The sequence below is a fragment of the Rossellomorea marisflavi genome (assembly GCF_009806575.1).
GTDB classification, from domain to species: Bacteria; Bacillota; Bacilli; order Bacillales; family Bacillaceae_B; genus Rossellomorea; species Rossellomorea marisflavi_A.
Genome location: NZ_CP047095.1, coordinates 2,741,014 through 2,760,396 on the forward strand (window position 1 = coordinate 2,741,014; position 19,383 = coordinate 2,760,396).

Below are 19,383 nucleotides of genomic sequence, written 5' to 3' on the forward strand. Positions count from 1 at the left end.
ATTGCGTTTGTTCTTGTTACGTTTGTTCTTATTACCGTCACTCTCCGGTGATTTACCTAAGTCACTGTAAAGTGATTAACCTAATTCACTCTCCGGTGATTGACGTCCTTTATCACCGTACAACCTGTCGAGATTGCTTCGGATCTGCTCATCGGTAAGACTCGAGAAATACATCGGAAAGTATAACTTGTCTCGCTTGTTTGACGTGTAGTCATACACTGTTTTTATCAGCCCGATCGCTTCAAGTACGCTGGACAGTTTCGCTATTCTGTTGCGGCCAATTCCGGTATCAGCAGCGATACGTTCAACCGATGTGAATGCGCTCATATAACGGTCATTATCTCGCCTTCCGTTGACGTTCGACAGTAGATACGTATACAACGGAACAATATCCACGTTACTTTTTTGATATTCCCTAGCGATGGGGACAAGACGTCGGTATAGATCGTGAGGAACCGGCGCATATCCAGAGAGCCCACTATCCTCCTTAAGACTGAATGCCTTCCTATTAACGACTTCTTGCGAAAACTCCTTGAACTTTCCGCTCATTCTACATCATCCTCTTCGATTATTTTGTAGTGCTTCGATTAATTTCGTTTTATCTGACGCTGCTTTGTTGCGGCGAATATTTATCAAGTCCGGTTTGTAGAGCCGGAGTCTTTTCGTATAGGTTGAACGTTTTGCCTGTGTTGGGATTTATCGCCTCAGTAATCGGAACAAGTCCGCATTTATCGATTAAAAACCGATTGACTCGACGACTATAAATGAACGCCAATTTATCTTTCATTTCGCATCAATTCCTTTTCGATTAATTTTCGAGGGGACGGCGCTCGGGCTAACGTTTATGCCTGCGTCTCGTATTCCTCCCCTCATTACGTATTAGGAGGGATGTTATTAATTTTTGAGTGCGTGCCACAAGTTCAGCGAATCAACCCCGCCATCAGCTTCGATCTCCTCAACCGTCAGCCTTGGGTTACGGAAGCACCAGTCGTAGAAATCGCGATACTCGTCCACAGTCAGGCCGCATTGATCCGCAAGGAACGTAATTAGGCGATTGAACCTAGTCTTGTCGATGTCTGAACGACCCTTCGCCCACTCGAACAGGTTCGTCGCACTCTTCGAATTATTAAGCGTTCCTTCTAACGGATAGCAGTTCCACTCGACTGTTCCTCCGTGGCCGATTGCGATAGGGATTGCGTGTTCCAGGTGAATGTTCTCCGTCGCCCCTGTCAGCGCACAAGCATGGTCGAAGTGGTCGAGCGCCAGTTCCCACGCTTCCGGACTTAGGTCGCCGGGCAAGGCCGCCTCTTTCGCACGCCTATTATGGCCGTAGGTTTTGTAGCGTTCGGGGTCCTTCGCCATAGCTACCTTCATGAGCTGGCCGTGGCATTTCTTGCATGAAGTCGATAATTTGTCCTGCGATCCACTCATAATGTAGTAGTCATCGGCGTCTTTCCATTCGTCACACGTCGGGCATTTCTTTCGCACACACACTCCGTCTGCATAAAGACGCTCGGCCTTCGCCTTGATCGGACGCTTCTTGTTGCCGTACACGTCCTCTCCCCTGCGATTTGCTTCAAGGCGTAACTTTTCGCAAGTCTTGCAGTAGGAGCGCTTCTTGGCGAAACCCTTGCTACACTTCGCGAACTTTTCCACTGGCAGCATTTCGCCACAAAGACCGCCACACCTTTTACCGACAACCTCTCCGTCTCTGCTTACCACGTGTTCAACCTTGCGTGTCTGAGGAACAAGTGTTAAAGCCTCGCCTTGCACCGTAAACCATTCACCTTGCTTTTCGATTAACATATTAGTCGCCTCCTGAAATTTGGAAAGTCCGGTTGAAGTTTTCGGCCAACAAAAAAAGGCCCACCGGTATGCCCGGCAGGCCTTGAGAAATCGCTGTTCATAAAAATATTGGGAAGATTGCGTCATGTACAGATAAAAAAACTACGGACTATGTGTCTGAGGTAAGAGTCTTTTTGTTGTGCGTCGATGCTTCGTAACTTGTCTCATTAGCTCTCCTCCTTATTTATTGCGTTTCTCATCCCGTATGTGTCCAGTTTGACGATCTTATAGGAACTCGCCTTTACCGGCTGAATTGTGCGTAGATACTCTCCGTCAAGGCTGAATACGTGGCACGGCTGAGGACCTGCGAAATCTTTGTATCTTTCTTTTCTCTTCGCATTCGTTTCCTTCGCCTCTTCGTCCGGCATGATTGGCGCGCTTGGCTCGTACGCTTCTAGCTCCGCCTTCATTCGTTCAACGTGCATTTCAATAGCTTCGCAGATGTCGTACAAGACTCGTGCATCGAGTTCATTCGCCTCCCCTTTAAGGTAGGACACGTACGCCTGAGTCGCCTTCCCATCGCCGGCCAATGCTTCGTAGCCTATTTCCACCGCATCCTCATCGCCAGCTATCCACACCGAAAGGGTAGCGTTCTGGCCGGGAAGATCATCGTCTGCCTCTGCCAGCGCTAGAAATTCCCGATACTTTGCGATTTCGCCCAACAGATAATTTTCACGGCGAGAAATGCCGTCTTTCTTCCATGCAGCCATTGTTTTCTGATAGATACGGTTTTTCATATTTGATAGGTTAGTACGTGACATCCCGACTAGTTCCTCGAAGTCGCATTCTTCTATATAGTCGCTATCTTTGGCGGAATCAACGGACATACTGTCGATGAAACGGTTTTGCCTCTTCGTTAAGAAGTCGTGGCGGTTGTCGCGAAACCAAGCCAGAAAGGGGTTGGCAACATAGTCGGCCTGGCAGGCGAACAAGGATTCCGTCACGCTGTCGCCTACCGTTGCAACTTTGCCGCCTTCTTCGTCATAAACCGGAGCGTCGAGTGATTGGAAGTCAATGTTTACGAAAACACTGCCGCCCGTTTCGGGATCGTACATCCTCTTCGTATTCGGGTTAATGATTGGCGGTAGCTCGTGTTCGAGTTTGGTCACGACCGTTTTGATCAGGCGGTTGAGGTTCAGCTTATCGCTGCCGTCAGCCATCGCGTCCCAACTTGCGCCCTCAACCAAGTTGAAACCGTTGATCGTCTCCCAGGCGAATGTCGCTGCTGTGTTGACGAGTTCGTATTCCGAGAAAGTGTTCGCCTTGCCCATCGCGTTAATGATGCCGTACACGGCCTTCTTGATCTTCGGATGCTTCGGCTTCAGCGAGAACTCCGTGCTGCCGTAGTTGGTTTCGAACAATACTTCCTGCAATAGTTTCGTTTGTGCCTCGTTCATGTGATTCGCCCCTTTTAATGATTTTTGGATTTAACGGTTGCATTCCGTTGAATTTTTTCGTAAAATACTAATAAAGGGATATCTCTGTACTTTTTTAGGTACAAACGCAGAAAAAAATTAAGCGATCAGAAGTTTGATAACCGCCAACTTTTCCGGTGTAACGTTGAGTTCGCGCAAAAGTTTACGCTCCATGTGCTCCGTGATGGTCCGTTCACCTTGCTCCATCTTTGCAATCAGCGACTGGCTGACGCCCAGCTTTAACGCCAGATTATGCTGATTGAAACCCTCGAGTTTACGGATTGTCGCAAACAACTTTCCGCTCATCAGATCGCCCTCCCTTTCCGTGTGGGATTCCTCCCCTTCTACTATATATTAGGGTCGTAATTAGTCATAAACCTCCCACAATCCACGAATCCATCTGTCATGTATGTCCGCGTTTTCGAATGATACTAGCCTCCACATTACCTTTCCCTAGTTATTAATTTCGCTGATTAACAGTTTGATTGATAACAACTTCTCATCCGTTAAATTAAATGCCTCCATTACCCTTAATTTCACTCGATCTGTTAGCCGGCGATCACCTCCTTCAATGAGAGATATTAACGAGTGACTTACTTGAATCTTTTTCGCAAACTCCCTTGCATTTAGCCCGTTGGAGGTGCGTATAAAACGCATCACTTGTTTGTCCATGCCCTTCTCCTCCTCTTACTGCGATGTAAGCAATTCTGTAACATACTTTCCAACGGAGTTGCCCATTCGGTATTCACTAACCCCTAGGGATTGCATCGTTTGCTCCATTAGCTTTATATCTTCCTCGAAGCTTCCGATGTCTATTGTCATTAACTTATGGTTACCATCCGTTACATAAATACCTTTATATGTCTCAGGCTTGAACTCTTGGTATACCACTTCTATAGTGGGTCTCCAACCTTCTTTAACCACAGCTTTTTCAAGTGGAACCAAATACTGACCGCGTAGATCGCAAGCAACCACTAAAACTTGTTGACGTGTGGTTTTGGTGACAACTTTGGAGTCTTTAAGGTAATGAATTCTTTCCATCACTACATTTCTAATGCCTACTACAACGCCCGATCGAGGCTTGACTAAATTCGCTACGAAAAACTTCCGGCTAGTTTCAGGGGTCCCAGTTTCAAGTATACGCTTTTCTGCTTGATCTACGGATTCTGGTGTAACCTCAACTTGCATTAGTTTCGCTATTACTAAAACTTCTTGTCCCAATTTAATATTTTTCATTTCAACCTCTCCCTTTGTGTAAAATAATTTACAATCCTTCTAGCATTTCGTTTTCCCTACTAATAAGAGATACAAGCAAAACACCAGTTTGTCACGATCCTGCCTAAGAAAATTTAAACCTCCTATTCTAAAATACGAATGGAAATACCCTACTGTCGCAATCAAACCAAAATTTCATCCCCTTACTTTAAAATAGTCTCCCACCACCCTCTTCGCACAAGTTTTCTGTTCTTAAAGGATAATATGTCGTCAAAATCGGTTTCGCACAAAAAAAGCCCGCCACATTCAACGATGCGACAGGCCGTCTTTATTAAAAATCCAAATGATTGAGCGGATTATACTTCTCGTTCGATTCCCGCAGATCATGCCCCCACATGTTGATATACCTTTGCGTCATCTGCAACGATTCATGTCGCAGTATGCGTTGAACTGTAATAGAGTCCATTCCGCCTTTTACAACGTAAGAAGCAAAGGTGTGGCGAAGAGTATGGGGAGAAAGACGTACGTCCTCCCAGCCAAACCGCTTCTTCAGGCGTTTGAAGATAGTGCCGATGGCTTCCGGTCGCAGCTTCCGGCCCTTCGACGAGCAAAAAACGTGATCACCCACTTCCCCATCAAAATACTCCTCGCAAAACTGGCGGAATTGCACCATTTCGGCGCACATCTTCGATGCGAGTGGAACGTCATTTTCTCTTCGCTTCTTTCCAAACACCGTAATCATGCCACTGTCCAGGTCGATATCCCTCCAACGCAAATTAACGAGTTCACCACGGCGAATTCCGGTTGAGAGTAGCATAAGAACAATCGTCCTATTCCGGTAGGCATGATACGGCTTGTTCCGCGATTCTTTCTCGAAATACCGGAGAATTTGACGCAGATGATCCTCGGTAAATATCTCAACCCGCGTGTCGACCTTTCCGTACGAGACGTTTCTGAACGGCTTCTTCGATTCGTCATATAAATCCTCGTTGATTAGATAGTTCACGAACGCCTTCACAATCCGCAGCTTTAGGTTTATCGTGTTCGGCGAGTTACCGAACTCGTTGCGGCAATACAGCAGGAACCCCTTGATGGCCGGCCGGTCGATGTCGGTGACTTCAAGTATCTCCGCAGCCTGGCAATAGTGCGTGAAATTGCGAAGCACCCTGCGGTAGGTCGTGCGTGTGTAAGGCGACAGGTTCTTAAGCTCGCATTCTTCCAGGAAATCTTTTACGGCAAGTTTAACGTTCATTTCGTCATTCTCCTCTCAAAATAAAAAGCCCACCGCACGATTATTCGTGTGACAGGCCGCTTGCAAATTCGCTCAAAGCTTCGTATTTAGTTTCGTCTTGACGGTACGCGTCAGCCAATTCCAGGAGGCGGTCAAATTTGGCGCCACCTTCTGGCGTTTCCGTGTCGAGCCTATATTCGACGAACAATTCCGACTCTCGTTGGCGCAGGAGCTCGTCAGCGCGTTCTTGGTCCGGTTGAGTGGCGCCTCTGCTGGCGAGATCATCTGCGTAAAACTGGGCGTCCAGGAAACGATCAAGGACGGTCATAGTTCTTACTCCCATTCTTTAGTACGCGGGTTGTACGTTTTTTTTCCACGTTTCGCAAGTAGGTCGATAAGGGTAGCGCGCTCTTCCTCGCTTAGCATGTGGTTACTATCTAGCCAATCCTTGGTCATACGGTACATTCCATTTACAGTAAGCTCGATTTTACTTTGAGATGTTCCGGTGTCCGGGTTAATGTCTACTTTACCGTTGTCGTGAATGCTGTAGAACGGGTCTTGAGCATAACTGTGTGTCCCTAGTTCACCTTGTTCCCAATGTTTAGATGGCATCTGTATCCCCTCCTATGTAATATATTCCAATCATAACACGAACAAGGAGCCACGTAGGACCCCTCTCGCTAAATTTTCAGCACCTGCATTCAATTCACATTGTGTCGCCACCGGTATCTTCTTACGATAAGCAAGTCCAGCCAGAAGGTTGCCGTCCTCGTGACTCCACGAGCAATCGCGCCAGTGTTAAACGGTGAGCTTGGGCGCCCTTGCCATCGACGTCCAAACTATCCGCATGCTATTTACTGTCCTTACTGACCTGCGATAAGCCTTACGTAGTCAAGCAAAGATAAGTCCGCAATCTTCTCTACCGGCAAGCTCCCCGGCAGTTCAATCGCATGATAGTCCCGCAGGTGATAGCCGTCGAGTTGCCGCTCGCCGTCTTTCACAATACGGAAGTACGTCATTCCTTCATAATCGGAGAGCAAGACGTCTTCTTGACTGGCGCCAAACAGCCATGCCTGCTCCGTTATCGCTCCGACTTCATCCTTTTCTTCGCAAAAGATAACCGTGATCCGTTCCGCTTTCATTCCTCCCACCTGTACCTGTCCATAATCGAGATGAATTCGAGCAGGCCTTCGTTCGACTTGCTGAGAAACTTACGTGTTTCCTCGTTCGCTTCTAAGGCGAAAATATCGGAAAGAATAAGATAACTACCTTTGAATTTATTGCTTGGGATCAGATTTCCGACGAACAAAACACCCTCTATTTCCGTCACATAGTAACCGTCACCTTTATCGCTGATGCGAACTGCTTTAAAATATTCGGGCTGATCCTCTTCAACCTCCAGCACAACGGATACGACTTTCTTATTTACAACTGCCATTTACGTTTCCTCCTGTAAGCGCTCATTCAGTGCCAGTTTATAGTTGTGCAACCTCTTACCGCGACGTTTGTGTGCCTCGCCCGCTTTTGCTGGGCTTACTGCCGTCCATGCAGCTACCTTGCCGGTGTACCATACGATGCGACGTAAATTACTCACTATCGAGCGCTCCGCTGCGTGACATTCCGACGTATAGGCCGACGGTGAAAGTTCCGATCAAGCTGAAGCCAACTGCGATTAACATTGCGGTTCCCCCTTAAAAATTACGTTAAACGTAACTTGGTATATACTTACTATAATTCCGTTTAACGTAACTGTCAATGACTAAATTACATTTTGCGTAATTTTTTATTATCGGATATAATAACCCATAAAAGGGCAGGACTTGGAGGGCGTTAATGGAAAAGGTTATCGAGGTAAAGTTACGTCAGATATTGAAGGAAAAGGGCATCGGCCAAAAAGAGCTCGCAGAAAAGACCGGTTTGACCGAAAGAACGATCAGCGAGTTGTGTAATAATAAAATTCGACGCTATCCTAAAGACGCGCTTGAGAAAATAGTGAGCACTTTGAACCTGACGAGCATGGATACACTTATGGAAATTAAAGAAGCTGCATCGAACAAATAATCTGCTAAGAAATGCATATAAAAATTTAATCTTTCTTATGTCAGAAAAAAAGATGCGCCTTCAAAGGCGCATCTTTTTGTATTAGTTATTTTTCTTGTCTTCCTTAATTTCACGGCTATCTTTAGTGAAGTTTTCGTGAACCCATCGAGGCGGTGGTGGTGTAGGTTTTTCATTTTTTTCTTTATCGTTACTCATATTTTCCACTCCTTAAATCCTAAAATTAAGATAATGAGAATCATTTTCTATAATTCTAATATTTTGAACATCATCCTCTTGTTGATAGAAACTAGGGATAAAGCAACATAGTAAAAGTACTACAATGCAAAGTGATGTCGTTAATCCTTTTGTGGCAAGTCGAATTTTATCTATTTTACGTTCATTTTCTTCTACAAGCTTATCGGTAACTTCAATATAAATACTACAAAGATGCTTGTCTACCTCTTCCTGAGCTTTAATCATCGAGTCTTGATCTCCAAATCCCTGTTTTTTAAAATATTTATAATTATTATTGAAATATTTTAGTATATCCGATGGAATAGGCAGGTATCCATATTCATATTTAGTTAGTGCCCCTAATATGTGATAAACAGTCCTAGCAATTGCAATAAGCGCAAGCAAAAGTAAGATGTTTCCCCCCAAAAAAAGACAGACCCCGTAAGTTTGTTAATATTTTGAAGTGCAAAAACACATCCACCAATAAGTACAATTAAAATACCTATAGGCGTACTAAGTTTATTATTGTAGTTCTCTCTTCTCTCTTGTTCCTTATAGTAGAACTCTTTAAAGTATTCAACATTGGTTTCCATATGTCACAACCTCACACTATATATTACAATTATACCATATTGTGAAACATCGAATACGATTTATCTTGAATCACCATAAAATCATATAAACTATTCAGAAGATATACCTAAATGAACCTTATTTAATCAATCACATTTACGGCCACCACATCGTCAAATCTAACTCGCTCAAAACTGCCGTCCTCACACTCGATCCGAAGCTTCTTATCGCTGGGGTTTATGTAATGTACTCGCCCCGTAAATTCCTCGCATCGCCCAGTCAAATCACGCCACACTTTAAAGATTATCGCCAGGTTGTACTCCATGGCGTAATTAATGCGTTCCTCATTTTCGCTAATCGTGAACAGATCATTAATCGGCTTTTCTTCGCGTTCAAACTGCTCCCACATATCGCGCAACTCCTTAACGTGCTCGGGCAGCATCATCGCAGTCCATTTTATCCTTCCGCGATCCCGTATACTCATCAAAAATCACCTCTCACTAATTATAACCGAACGTACGTTCCTTTAAACAAGCATTATTTTCCGCCTTATTTCGCATGTTACTGCGCATGAAAAATCACTGCTTGCCGCTTTTTTCCGCTTTTCAGTAAAATGAGGTAGAGGTGAGATAATTGCGAAAAGGCCACATTAAAGAACTGAACGGGCGATTTCAAATAACGCTTGATCTTGGAACTGATCCGGCCACAAAGAAACGAAAGAGGCACTACTCAACGCATTCAAGCCGTCAGGAGGCCAAAGATGCGCTTGCTTATTTACTTGACCCTTCCGGCCAGCAAACGGTCAATGACTTCTTAGACGAATGGCTTAGCCTTACTACGAACAACCTTAGCTCAAACACTGTTTACGTATATGGCCGATACCTTAAAATGCTCAAGGATTACTTTCCGCTAATTGACTACCGGAAGATACGGCGGAAGCAAGCCGAGAAAATTATCAGCGAACTTCTGCGAAAGTATAAACCTGGCACTGTAGCGGTGATGAGGCGTTTACTTTCAACGGCTTATAATCGAGCCATTGCGTGGGAAGAAACGGACTTTAACCCGTTCAAAGGCATTCGGATTAAGGCGGAGCATGTTGAGCGTGAAGTTTGGACGCCGGGGCAGGTAGCTGCGTTTCTATCTGCAGCCAAAGAACGACAAGGCAATCCGAGTTATTATGTTGCGTACATGATTGCTTTGTATACCGGAAGTATCGCGGTCAAGGAAGAAATCCATAATGACTACGATAAAGGCGGAAAGTTTGTAAGTGGAACTAAAACGAGGGCTAGTCGCAGGAACATCGCCATGCCTGGAGAACTTATTGCCGTGCTGAATACGCACAGGGAACGTTTGGGCGAGGAGGCTGAGTATGTAATAGTGACGAATAAACTGACGCCAATCAATCAGCGGAATTTAACGAAGGCGATGTATGAAATCATTCGCAATGTTGGCCATCCTCCAATCCGGTTCCACGATTTCCGCCATACTCACGCATCCATACTGCTTGCTAATGGTGTTAACGTGAAGGTAATTCAAGAGCGCCTTGGACATTCGAGGATCAGTACGACGTTGGACACTTATTCGCATGTGTTTCCTTCGCAGCAACGAGAGGCGGCCGATTTGTTAAATAGCATAATTCCTTCCAAATAGTTTTCAACAAAATTCCAAATTTATAGTATAATGATAAATAGTAAAATATTTTCAAGGGGAGAAAAATTTGTGGTTTTAATTCAAGACATTTTACTTATTAAGTTTTTCAGTTCTTCTACTGCGTCTGCAATATCGGTTGTCTGTAGTATTTTAGGACTTATTTTGTCTGTTTTATTAGTATTCCTTACTATGAACATTAAAAGCAAGGTATATTTCTTGGATGAAACCAAAAGATTTAATGACAACAGAGAAAAATATCAGAATAAACTTAAAGGCTATAGAGATTCTATTATTAAAGACCACATACTCACTTTGGGTATAATTAGTGATATAACGGAAGAAGTGTATAGATTTGATGGCTTTGGTCGAGTAAACAGTATATTAGATAAATTTCATGTACGAAAAATCCTTACACACTTGAAAAAGGACACTAGTAAGATTAATAAAACAAAATTAGCCAAACAACTTTCGTATATAATTATAAGATATGATTCAAACAAAGGTGGGTTATTATAATGCAGAAAATCCCTAAACTAATTGAAAAGTTATTAGAAGAAACAAATAACGCCGATATCCGATGGTCTACTATTTCTAATAAGTTAGATCCTGATTTAGATAGTTTCATTGAATATTCTCAGGAGTACATGGAGATACTCAAACCTCTTTCTTACAACGCAATTTATAAAGGTGGAGAGATTTTTATTTTGTCATTCGCTGACTTTCACCCAGGTAGAGACCCTAGATTATTCGATGTTGAATACTTAATTTTATTGCTCAAGTCTCCAACCGGGAGAAGGTTGGTCCCCTTAAATACTAAGAAAGAACATCAAAGTGAACTTTTCAGGCTAATGAATTCAATTGATATGAAAATAAATGATATAGACGGATTTATAGACTCAATACTTGATGATATTTAATAGGATATAGAGAACACTCACAGAAGTAATTATTGGCTTGAGTGTTCTCTATTCTTTTCACTTACAAATTTTTACGCGCACATATTAACATATGCAATTACATTACTTATAACCATTGCTTGGTTCTTTCTCTTCACATAAATTTAGCCTCTTTATAAAAAGAGTACAATACCGACTCAGTTTGTATTCAGTAATCCGTTTGCTCTATCCATGTTGCGATTAAAAGATTTCAGCACCTGCTCCTTCGACGCTTCATCCCCGAGAATTTCCGCCTGCACATACTCCAGGTAAGTCATCGTCGAATCTGCCACCGCCTTAAGCAAACGGTACTCATCATCCGTGTATTCTTCCTTTTTCATTTTGTACCCGAAGTAATGATCTTCGTCGAGAAAAAACTGCACGTTCTCCTCGTACTCCTCCGTAGTCAACACGCCAAAGTCTCGTTTCGCCCCGTATTGCACCGTCCGATTCATGGCGTCTTGCAGCGTGTCATATACCTTTTCAGAGTCCGCAACGATTTCTTCTCGTATTTCCGCCCCTTTCGCTTCAAGCGCAGAACTCTCGTTGGAACATCCGACCAACATGGCGAACAATATGGCGATAAGTACGATTAACTTTTTCATAACGCAACAACTCCTCGAATTTTATTGGTTTTCGTGCCGGCAAAACGCTAATTGAGAACGCATTGATAACCGACACGACTTTATTCGCACAAAACAGGGCAAAAGTACGACTTTATTCGCACACTTTCTGAAGTGGCAAAATACCGTCAAAATCGTAGGTATACTCGCAAATGCTCCGGTTTACTACCGTGGTTTTGTCGTGAAAATGACGAATTATATCTTAGTCTTGTTGGCCCGTTTCCTACCAGCGGGAATTAATCAATTCCTACAGACGGTAATTGATCGTTTCCTATGAGCGGGAATATAAAAAGAACGAATTAACAATAACGAATTAATAACAATAAAGATTCCTGCTCATAAATTCGCAGGGGATATTCTTCACAAACCTTGTTTCTTCGCAAAAAGTCCTAGCGATAAAGGTCTTAGTGAACGCTTGAGCTCGAACTTGGCGAAAGCAATGTCTGGAACTTATACTTACGGTATAAGGAGGCGTTAATATGATCGACCCAAATGAAATCATGACCGGCCCATTCACGCTAAGGAATGCGAAAAAACATCTACTCCCCGACGAAGCAATCGTCACAAACGACGACGAAACTTATTACATCGTCCGCCTCGGCGATATCGCCAAGTTAGAACGCATGGGTTTCCGCAAAGTATAGGCGGTCGTATAGCTTGTCTATGACGCCTGTATAGAAGCCGCATACATTCCGAATACGTTTACGCTTAGTTGCCTGGAACGTCACCTTTAGCGCCTCTATAGCTGCGTTAAGAAGGTCTGAAGGGTCGAAAGCGGTCTTTAGGTAACTACTTTGCGCCAAATAGATGCCGTAGAGCCTGTTCGTGAGCTTACGATCAGCTACGAAGTTTTCAGCCATACGCTTAAATTGACGATATGGACTGGCGGCCACATCTGCGTCAGCATACGTCTTATCGTTAGATAACTCTTTAGCGCTTGAAGAAGTACAGGCTTCCGCTTCCTTTTTCGCAGGCTCAGACGGTGTTGTAACGGGCTCCTCGGCCTCTTGGCGACTGGACACTTGCGATTGGTCAGTGATGGGCATAGGCGGCTGTATGACGTACAGATTGGCGCCATAGCCTCCGGAAACTTTTCGGAGTGTTTTCACCTTAGCAATGACGCCTAAGCCTTGTAGCTTACTCAGGGCGCGTCTAACGGTCTTTTCACTCTTTCCGATTGCCTCGGCGATGGTGGCCGCCTTTAGATGTGCGACTCCTACATACTTAACGGCATAGCGACCGAGCATCTTTAAGACGTTGTGATCCGTCTCATTCATGGCGAAATAGTGGTCGCAGGTATGACGATATAGAGCCTCGTTCAAGGCCGCGACTGATTGGAACGATTGATGTTGCGATAGGTAACGCATGGTCCGGCTCCTCCCTGCCCGACCGAAATGATTGCACACTCAAATAAGCGTTTGACTTACGCAGTTTTTTCGCATATATTTGAGGTAGGTAAGGTGCGTGTTTCACTTCGGTGGACACGTGCTTTTTTATGTCTTTAGAGTCCTAAGTTATTTAACGGTGAGTGCTGCTGATATTTCTTCGCTACTTCCCCATCGGTAAAATCCAAATATGCCTTTTGCGTCACTTCAACGCTTGAATGGCCCAATATCCTCGACAATGTCACGAAGTCCCCTCCGTTAAGCAAATAGTACTTTGCGAAGTTATTCCTCAACTGGTGAGCGTGAATATCAACTTTGACTTGTTTACCGATCTTTTTCAACATCCGCTCAAAATTACTGATGTCGAGCATCGTGCCTCTGATCGTCGGAAACAAATAAGGACTATCGCTAAATCTGTCGCGATATGAAAACCACCGCTTTAAGTCGTGCGTAAGCTTGTACGAAAAGAATACGTACCGCTGTCGGTTGTTCTTTGGATTTTCGATTAAGATGGCGCGCGCTTTAAAATCAACGTTCTCCGGTCGTAAAGAAACGCATTCTCCCGACCTCATCCCCGTATCCAACATTAGGCGGATCATGATCCAAGACCTAAAGCCGTGAAAGGTGCTTGTTTCGCATGCGTCTAAAATTCGCTTTATCTCCTCCCTTGTCATTAACGCCTTCTGCTTCCGCATGGGCTTTATGTTTTTAACCTTTTCCGCAGGATTCTCCTTAATTTCACGCTCGCTGTGTAAAAAGTTAAAAAACACCTTTATGTTCCGGACATAGTTCGCAATGGTACTGTCGCTAATCGGCTTGTTTAAATCCGGCCTATTATCCGGAAAGTTCTTCATTTTGGACGAGTCCCTAGCGACGACCGTGTACTTCCCGCGCTCACGAAGATATTTTATGTATGCCCGTATGTGTGCCGTCTTTACTTCGCTCACTTCTGTTACGTTGAACTGCTCATCCATATACCTTGCGAATAAATTTAACGTTTGCTCGTAGCTTGCTTTCGTTTTCCTAGCGAGTGCCTTACTATCGCAATACACCATAAAATTTTCGACCTGCAATAGAAAATCCGAGTACACAAAAAACGCCTCCTACTCACCGGTGATATTGCCGGTAAATATGAGACGTTTATCGGTAACTGCTCGAATAATTCATCGGTATGACAACCGTATAAGTCGGTAAACTGCGTAAGCCTTAACGTGGCTAAAACCGCTAGTCCTTGCGGTGTCAGCTAGCCTTATGCTCCAAACGCAGCTTGTCAGCCACCATCGCAATGAACTCAGAATTGGTCGGTTTTGCTTTTGTCATGCTTACAGTATAGCCGAAGAGGGAGGAGATGGAATCGATATTCCCACGGCTCCAGGCTACTTCGATGGCATGACGGATCTCACGCTCGACCCTCGAAGCGGTGGTGTTGTATTTCTTTGCGATATCAGGATAAAGGACTTTGGTGATGGAACCAAGGAGTTCGATATCATTGTAGACCATGGAGATCGCTTCCCTTAAGTACATATATCCTTTAATATGTGCCGGCACGCCGATTTCATGAATGATGCTCGTGATGCTTGCATCGAGATTTCTCGGTTTATGATCAGAATTCATTCGGGAGGAAGGCTTCTTGATGATCGGGTTCGTTTTTCCGCTTACCTGTCGGATATGGCTCACCAGGTTTTCCATATCGAACGGCTTCAGGATGAAATAGGATGCACCGAGATCCACCGCTTTTTTCGTCACGTCTTCCTGACCGAAAGCTGTCAGCATGATGACATTCGGAATGTTCTTCCTCTCCCTCAGGCGCTCGAGAACGGCAAGGCCATCCAGGTGGGGCATGATGATATCCAAGACGAGTACGTCCGTTTCGACTTCCTCCAAGAGATCCAGGCAGTCCTGTCCATTATGGGCAATCCCTACAACTTCCAAGTCATTTTGTGAGGCAATATAATCTTCCAACAATGAGGTGAGTTCCCGGTTATCATCCACTATACAAACTTTAATCGATTTCACTAAACGTTTCCTCCTCAGTCCAAATAAATTCACTGTTATTTTTTATTGTAAATTACTTTTTCGACAATGCAACCTAATTTCCTTTTATTTTTGAAAAAAACTTGAAATATATTCTTTTTCCTTCGTTTTACTTTCATTTTCTCTTAATTTCGACCTGATTCGATTTCCACACTGAACTTTTGTCGAATTATCTTTATTTTAACGGAATTCCTCAGCTTTCACAAACGCACAAAAAATCCGGCGCTTGCTCAGCGCCGGATCCATTCAACTTGCTCTGCTGTGATCTTTCTTATAAATATCAATGCCTGCTTCGCTCAGCATCCACTCGATATGGACACCGTACCCACTCGTGGGGTCATTCACGAATACATGGGTGACAGCCCCTACGACCTTCCCATCCTGAATGATCGGGCTACCGCTCATCCCTTGGACGATCCCGCCGGTTTTCTTCAGTAACTTCGGATCCGTCACCTTCAACACCATCCCTTTTGTTGCGGGATATTTCTGCGGGATCGTGCTCATGATTTCAATATCATACATTTCGACTTCCTTGCCATCGACCACCGTCAGGATCTGCGCTGGCCCTTCCTTTACCTGGTGAGAAAGAGCGATCGGCATGGGTTTATCCATACGCTCATTCTCGATGGTCTGGTTCAGGCGTCCGAATATCCCAAACGGACTGTTCCTCGTGATATCCCCGATCACCTTATGATCGGATGAGAACCTTGCCAGTTTCTCCCCAGGCTTTCCATCGCTCCCTTTCTGGATGGATGTGACTTCGGAATGGACGATTTCCCCATCTGCCACGACGATCGGTTTCTTCGTATCCATATCGGAAATCACATGTCCAAGAGCGCCATATTTCTTCGATTGGGGATCATAGAAAGTCATGGTGCCGATTCCTGCAGCCGAGTCCCTGATATAAAGGCCGAGCTTATAAGCAGCGTCCCCTTTTTCCCTAACCGGCAGGAGAGTGGTTTTGATGGTTTTCTTCTCTCTTTTCACCACGAGTTTCAAGGATTCCTGATCTTTTCCCGCGGATTGGACGAAAGGAGCCACGTCGGAAAGTTCTTCGATCTTGGTTCCATTGATCTCGGTTATCATGTCTCCGACCTGTATCCCAGCCTTTTCACCCGGGGAAACTTTTCCCTCTTCTGTATTCACAAGATGATGACCGACGACCAGTACGCCTACGGTATTCAATTTGACCCCGATCGATTGGCCGCCGGGGATCACTTTAAAATCTTTCAGTACTTCAACATTGACTTCTTTGACGGGGAGTCCGGCAATTTCAAAGACCACTTCGTCTTTTCCGACACGGCTGCCTCCCACGGATAATTGTTCGTTATTCGACGAAAGTTGTACCGTCCCTTCAGATGCGGCAGCAGGTGCTGATATGGGGAGAGCAACTTGATCCCCTTCCATCATCCTAATGAACGTGGGTGTTTTCACCCACTGTTGGACAGGTTCCAAAAAACCGATAAGAATGAGCGAAACAAGGAGAATTCCACCTATGCATTTCCTTAACGAATCTGACTTCACTACTTTCACTCTCCTCGCTTCTAATCCAAACACACTGGTGATTTGGCTACAGTTTTACTTTTGCCTTTTGGAAGGACATTTATAACTGGTAATAATGAAAAAAAGCTACCCGTATTGGATAGCTTTTCATGTCTCTTTGATGCTTCCTGCCAAATGAAGGAGCTCTTTGGCATGTTCAAGGGTAAGATCGGTGATTTCCACGCCGGAGATCATGCGGGAGATTTCCTGGATCTTCTCATTTTCCTCTAGTCTTTTTACCTTCGTGCTCGTGCGCCCGTTCGCTTGTTTCTTCGAAATGAACAGATGACAGTCTGCCATGGCCGCAACCTGCGGAAGATGGGATATGCACATCACTTGTGAATGGACGGCCACCTGATAGATCTTCTCTGCAATCGATTGAGCCACCCTTCCGCTGACACCCGTATCCACTTCGTCGAAGATGATGGAAGTGATCCCCTGATGCTTGGAGAAGATCGTCTTAAGGGCGAGCATGATGCGGGAAAGTTCTCCCCCGAAGCGACCTTCGAGAGCGGCTTCAGGGGTTCACCAGGATTCGTGGAGATATAAAACTCGACTTCATCCCACCCCTCCTTCTTGAATTTCCGGTTTACGGCATCCCCGTCGGTAAGGAACTTGACCTCGAATTTCGTTTTATCCATGTAGAGCTGCTTCAACTGCTCGTGGATACTGACCGTAAGTTTCTTGGCCCACTTTTTACGGGCGATCGTCAGATTTTCCGCCTCCACCGAGAGATCATTTTCAAGGGACTGCAACTGATCTTGCAGCTGCTGTACATGCGAATCCTTGTTGATGATGGTTTCGATCTCCTCTTCGATCCGTGAACCATATGCAAGGATTTCTTCGATTGATGAACCGTACTTCCGTTTCAGTCCATTGATTTCATTCAGCCTGGATTCGATCATATCAAGCCTTCCCGGTTCAAACTCGAGCTGATCCAGTTCCGCCCTGATGGCATGGGCAGCATCCTCAAGGATGTAGTAGGCTGAGGATACTGACTCAAGCGTCCCGCCAAACTGCGCGTCCACTTCCGCCGCGGTTTCAAGATGACCCATGGCGAGTCCCGCCCAGTCCATTCCTTTTCTTTCCCCGCGCAGGCTGTCATATGACGTCTGGAGGGCTTCGTATAGCTTCTCGAAATTGACGAGCTTCAGCTTTTCCTCCTGCAGTTCATCATCCTCATGCAGGCGGAGCTCCGCATCCTGTATCTCTTTTTGCTGGAATTGGATAAGATCAAGGCGATGAGCCATCTCCTGTTCATTTTCATTCAACCGCTTAAGCTGTCTGGACACGGTCTGATACTCATCGAATACATCCAGATATGCCGTGAGCGACGAAGCAATATCCTTTCCACCAAACTGATCCAGAAGTGTCAGATGAAGATGCTCATTCATGAGCTCCTGATGCTCGTGCTGCCCATGGATGTCAATGAGCGTTGACCCGATTTCACGCATGGTAGCAATCGTCACAAGCTTTCCGTTCACCCGGCACACACTTTTACCCGTACTGGAAATATCTCTCCTGAGAACAATCATGCCCTCTTCGATGTCGATCCCGAATTCAGAAGCCTTTGCATAGCAAGGATGATGGCGATCGTCCAATAGGAATAACCCTTCAATCTCGGCTTTTTTCTCTCCATGCCGGACGAACTCGGATGACCCCCTGCCTCCTACCAATAGATGGATGGCATCGATGATGATGGACTTCCCCGCACCTGTTTCCCCTGAAAGGACCGTCAATCCTTCTTCAAATGAAAGGGCGATCGAGTCGATGATGGCAAAATTTTTGATTGAAAGTTCCTGTAACAAGAAATACTCACCTCATATAATAAGACACTTCCGATCATGTATCCCGGATAGAACCGAATCACGTTGGAAAGTGCCTCTGTTTTCATTTAATTTACCCCGTCGATAGGGTGGTCAACCTTTTATAGCATATCAAGGAAACGTTTGGAAATGACTTCGGTTTCCGCTTCAGACCGACAAATGATCAAGCAGGTGTCATCCCCGCAGATCGTCCCGAGGATTTCCTCCCAGTCCAAGTTGTCGATGAGGGCACCGATGGCATTCGCATTCCCCGGTAGCGTCTTCATGACCAGCATATGACCGGCAGCATCAATCTTGACGAAGGCATCCGTCAGCGTCCTCTTCAACTTTTGAAGGGGGTTGAAGCGCTGGTCCGCCGGCAGGCTATATTTATAGCGGCCGTCCATAAGCGGAACCTTAACCAGATGAAGCTCCTTTATATCCCTTGAAACGGTTGCCTGTGTGACATTGAAGCCTGCATTTTTCAGGCTGTCCACAAGCTCATCCTGGGTTTCCACATCCCGATTCGTGATGATTTCCCTGATCTTTATATGTCTCTGACCCTTATTTAACATCACCATACACCTCTTACTCCATATTGAACCTGTATATTTATACCTCTACGATTATGTTAGCCTATTTCCTTGTACAAATCCACCAGAAACCGTGCAGATCTGCATGTTCTTTATCAGTATTGACGGAAAAGCGAAATGATTTTACATAATTATGTATAATTAATATTTTTTATCAATAATGTAACAATATTCAAATATAGTTTTATTGCTGGAAAATAGAAAGAAATTTAAGACTTTTAAATGAAATCGTTTACCCGTTTGAAACCTACCACTATACAGTT

The 19,383-nt window shown here is 44.8% G+C and carries 24 protein-coding genes and 1 pseudogene; 5 read left to right on the forward strand and 20 right to left on the reverse strand.

The genetic code is table 11. From position 1 onward, the window contains the following. Positions 1 to 75: 75 nt before the first annotated feature. The 11 genes from D5E69_RS14280 to D5E69_RS14335 form a co-directional block, all read right to left on the reverse strand. Complete coding sequence (locus D5E69_RS14280; RefSeq protein ID WP_159129827.1) at positions 76 to 549, reverse strand: hypothetical protein; 474 nt, start codon at positions 547 to 549, stop codon at positions 76 to 78. Positions 550 to 894: 345 nt separating this feature from the next. Continuing rightward, entirely contained in the window at positions 895 to 1,806 is a 912-nt protein-coding gene (locus D5E69_RS14290) for a hypothetical protein (RefSeq protein WP_159129829.1), read from the reverse strand. 206 nt (positions 1,807 to 2,012) lie between these two features. Next, complete coding sequence (locus D5E69_RS14295; RefSeq protein ID WP_159129830.1) at positions 2,013 to 3,242, reverse strand: hypothetical protein; 1,230 nt, start codon at positions 3,240 to 3,242, stop codon at positions 2,013 to 2,015. 117 nt (positions 3,243 to 3,359) lie between these two features. After that, a complete protein-coding gene (locus D5E69_RS14300) occupies positions 3,360 to 3,566 on the reverse strand; it encodes a helix-turn-helix domain-containing protein (protein WP_159129831.1) in 207 nt (68 codons plus the stop codon). Between the two features lie 147 nt (positions 3,567 to 3,713). Next, on the reverse strand, positions 3,714 to 3,932 hold the full coding sequence (locus D5E69_RS14305) for a helix-turn-helix domain-containing protein (protein WP_159129832.1): 219 nt from the start codon (positions 3,930 to 3,932) through the stop codon (positions 3,714 to 3,716). A 15-nt stretch (positions 3,933 to 3,947) separates the two neighbouring features. Then, the gene (locus tag D5E69_RS14310; protein ID WP_159129833.1) at positions 3,948 to 4,496 is read right to left on the reverse strand and encodes a hypothetical protein; all 549 of its coding nucleotides are present in this window, start codon (positions 4,494 to 4,496) and stop codon (positions 3,948 to 3,950) included. 310 nt (positions 4,497 to 4,806) lie between these two features. Then, the gene (locus D5E69_RS14315) at positions 4,807 to 5,727 is read right to left on the reverse strand and encodes a tyrosine-type recombinase/integrase (RefSeq protein ID WP_159129834.1); all 921 of its coding nucleotides are present in this window, start codon (positions 5,725 to 5,727) and stop codon (positions 4,807 to 4,809) included. Positions 5,728 to 5,767: 40 nt separating this feature from the next. Further along, complete coding sequence (locus tag D5E69_RS14320) at positions 5,768 to 6,049, reverse strand: hypothetical protein (protein WP_159129835.1); 282 nt, start codon at positions 6,047 to 6,049, stop codon at positions 5,768 to 5,770. After that, positions 6,040 to 6,318, reverse strand: coding sequence for a hypothetical protein (locus D5E69_RS14325; protein WP_159129836.1), 279 nt, complete (start codon positions 6,316 to 6,318; stop codon positions 6,040 to 6,042). Before D5E69_RS14325 ends, D5E69_RS14320 begins: the two co-directional genes overlap by 10 nt. A gap of 251 nt (positions 6,319 to 6,569) precedes the next feature. Then, positions 6,570 to 6,848, reverse strand: a complete 279-nt coding sequence (locus D5E69_RS14330) for a hypothetical protein (protein WP_159129837.1) — start codon at positions 6,846 to 6,848, stop codon at positions 6,570 to 6,572. After that, positions 6,845 to 7,144, reverse strand: a complete 300-nt coding sequence (locus D5E69_RS14335) for a hypothetical protein (RefSeq protein WP_159129838.1) — start codon at positions 7,142 to 7,144, stop codon at positions 6,845 to 6,847. Before D5E69_RS14335 ends, D5E69_RS14330 begins: the two co-directional genes overlap by 4 nt. A gap of 395 nt (positions 7,145 to 7,539) precedes the next feature. Between D5E69_RS14335 and D5E69_RS14340 the strand changes: the two genes are divergently transcribed. Next, on the forward strand, positions 7,540 to 7,767 hold the full coding sequence (locus D5E69_RS14340; protein ID WP_159129839.1) for a helix-turn-helix domain-containing protein: 228 nt from the start codon (positions 7,540 to 7,542) through the stop codon (positions 7,765 to 7,767). Between the two features lie 207 nt (positions 7,768 to 7,974). Here the strand turns inward: D5E69_RS14340 and D5E69_RS14345 are convergent, their stop codons facing one another. Together D5E69_RS14345 and D5E69_RS14350 are read right to left on the reverse strand one after the other, a co-directional pair. Further along, complete coding sequence (locus D5E69_RS14345) at positions 7,975 to 8,385, reverse strand: hypothetical protein (protein ID WP_159129840.1); 411 nt, start codon at positions 8,383 to 8,385, stop codon at positions 7,975 to 7,977. Between the two features lie 310 nt (positions 8,386 to 8,695). Continuing rightward, a complete protein-coding gene (locus D5E69_RS14350) occupies positions 8,696 to 9,037 on the reverse strand; it encodes a YolD-like family protein (RefSeq protein ID WP_159129841.1) in 342 nt (113 codons plus the stop codon). A gap of 149 nt (positions 9,038 to 9,186) precedes the next feature. Between D5E69_RS14350 and D5E69_RS14355 the strand changes: the two genes are divergently transcribed. The 3 genes from D5E69_RS14355 to D5E69_RS14365 all read left to right on the forward strand — a co-directional run bounded on the left by D5E69_RS14355 (position 9,187) and on the right by D5E69_RS14365 (position 11,120). Continuing rightward, the gene (locus tag D5E69_RS14355) at positions 9,187 to 10,203 is read left to right on the forward strand and encodes a tyrosine-type recombinase/integrase (protein WP_159129842.1); all 1,017 of its coding nucleotides are present in this window, start codon (positions 9,187 to 9,189) and stop codon (positions 10,201 to 10,203) included. A 69-nt stretch (positions 10,204 to 10,272) separates the two neighbouring features. Further along, entirely contained in the window at positions 10,273 to 10,719 is a 447-nt protein-coding gene (locus tag D5E69_RS14360) for a hypothetical protein (RefSeq protein WP_159129843.1), read from the forward strand. Then, positions 10,719 to 11,120: a hypothetical protein gene (locus tag D5E69_RS14365; protein ID WP_159129844.1), complete on the forward strand. Its 402-nt coding sequence runs from the start codon at positions 10,719 to 10,721 to the stop codon at positions 11,118 to 11,120. The genes D5E69_RS14360 and D5E69_RS14365 overlap by 1 nt, the downstream gene beginning before the upstream one ends. Positions 11,121 to 11,296: 176 nt before the next feature. On the opposite strand, the gene D5E69_RS14370 is transcribed toward D5E69_RS14365, so the two are convergent. Beyond that, positions 11,297 to 11,743, reverse strand: a complete 447-nt coding sequence (locus D5E69_RS14370; protein ID WP_159129845.1) for a hypothetical protein — start codon at positions 11,741 to 11,743, stop codon at positions 11,297 to 11,299. A 497-nt stretch (positions 11,744 to 12,240) separates the two neighbouring features. On the opposite strand from D5E69_RS14370, the gene D5E69_RS14375 reads away from it, so the two are divergent. Next, a complete protein-coding gene (locus D5E69_RS14375) occupies positions 12,241 to 12,405 on the forward strand; it encodes a hypothetical protein (protein ID WP_159129846.1) in 165 nt (54 codons plus the stop codon). Here D5E69_RS14375 and D5E69_RS14380 read toward each other — a convergent pair. From D5E69_RS14380 to ahrC, 6 genes and pseudogenes are all read right to left on the reverse strand, one after another. Beyond that, a complete protein-coding gene (locus tag D5E69_RS14380) occupies positions 12,376 to 13,128 on the reverse strand; it encodes a helix-turn-helix domain-containing protein (RefSeq protein ID WP_159129847.1) in 753 nt (250 codons plus the stop codon). The genes D5E69_RS14375 and D5E69_RS14380 overlap by 30 nt on opposite strands. Positions 13,129 to 13,262: 134 nt before the next feature. After that, the gene (locus D5E69_RS14385; RefSeq protein WP_159130364.1) at positions 13,263 to 14,201 is read right to left on the reverse strand and encodes a tyrosine-type recombinase/integrase; all 939 of its coding nucleotides are present in this window, start codon (positions 14,199 to 14,201) and stop codon (positions 13,263 to 13,265) included. 184 nt (positions 14,202 to 14,385) lie between these two features. Continuing rightward, a complete protein-coding gene (gene spo0A / locus D5E69_RS14390; protein ID WP_159129848.1) occupies positions 14,386 to 15,162 on the reverse strand; it encodes a sporulation transcription factor Spo0A in 777 nt (258 codons plus the stop codon). Positions 15,163 to 15,426: 264 nt separating this feature from the next. Next, positions 15,427 to 16,704, reverse strand: coding sequence for a SpoIVB peptidase (spoIVB, locus tag D5E69_RS14395; protein WP_048014026.1), 1,278 nt, complete (start codon positions 16,702 to 16,704; stop codon positions 15,427 to 15,429). A 126-nt stretch (positions 16,705 to 16,830) separates the two neighbouring features. After that, a pseudogene (gene recN, locus D5E69_RS14400) lies at positions 16,831 to 18,530 on the reverse strand (DNA repair protein RecN). A gap of 119 nt (positions 18,531 to 18,649) precedes the next feature. After that, entirely contained in the window at positions 18,650 to 19,102 is a 453-nt protein-coding gene (gene ahrC, locus D5E69_RS14405; protein WP_222115393.1) for a transcriptional regulator AhrC/ArgR, read from the reverse strand. Between the last annotated feature and the right edge of the window lie 281 nt (positions 19,103 to 19,383).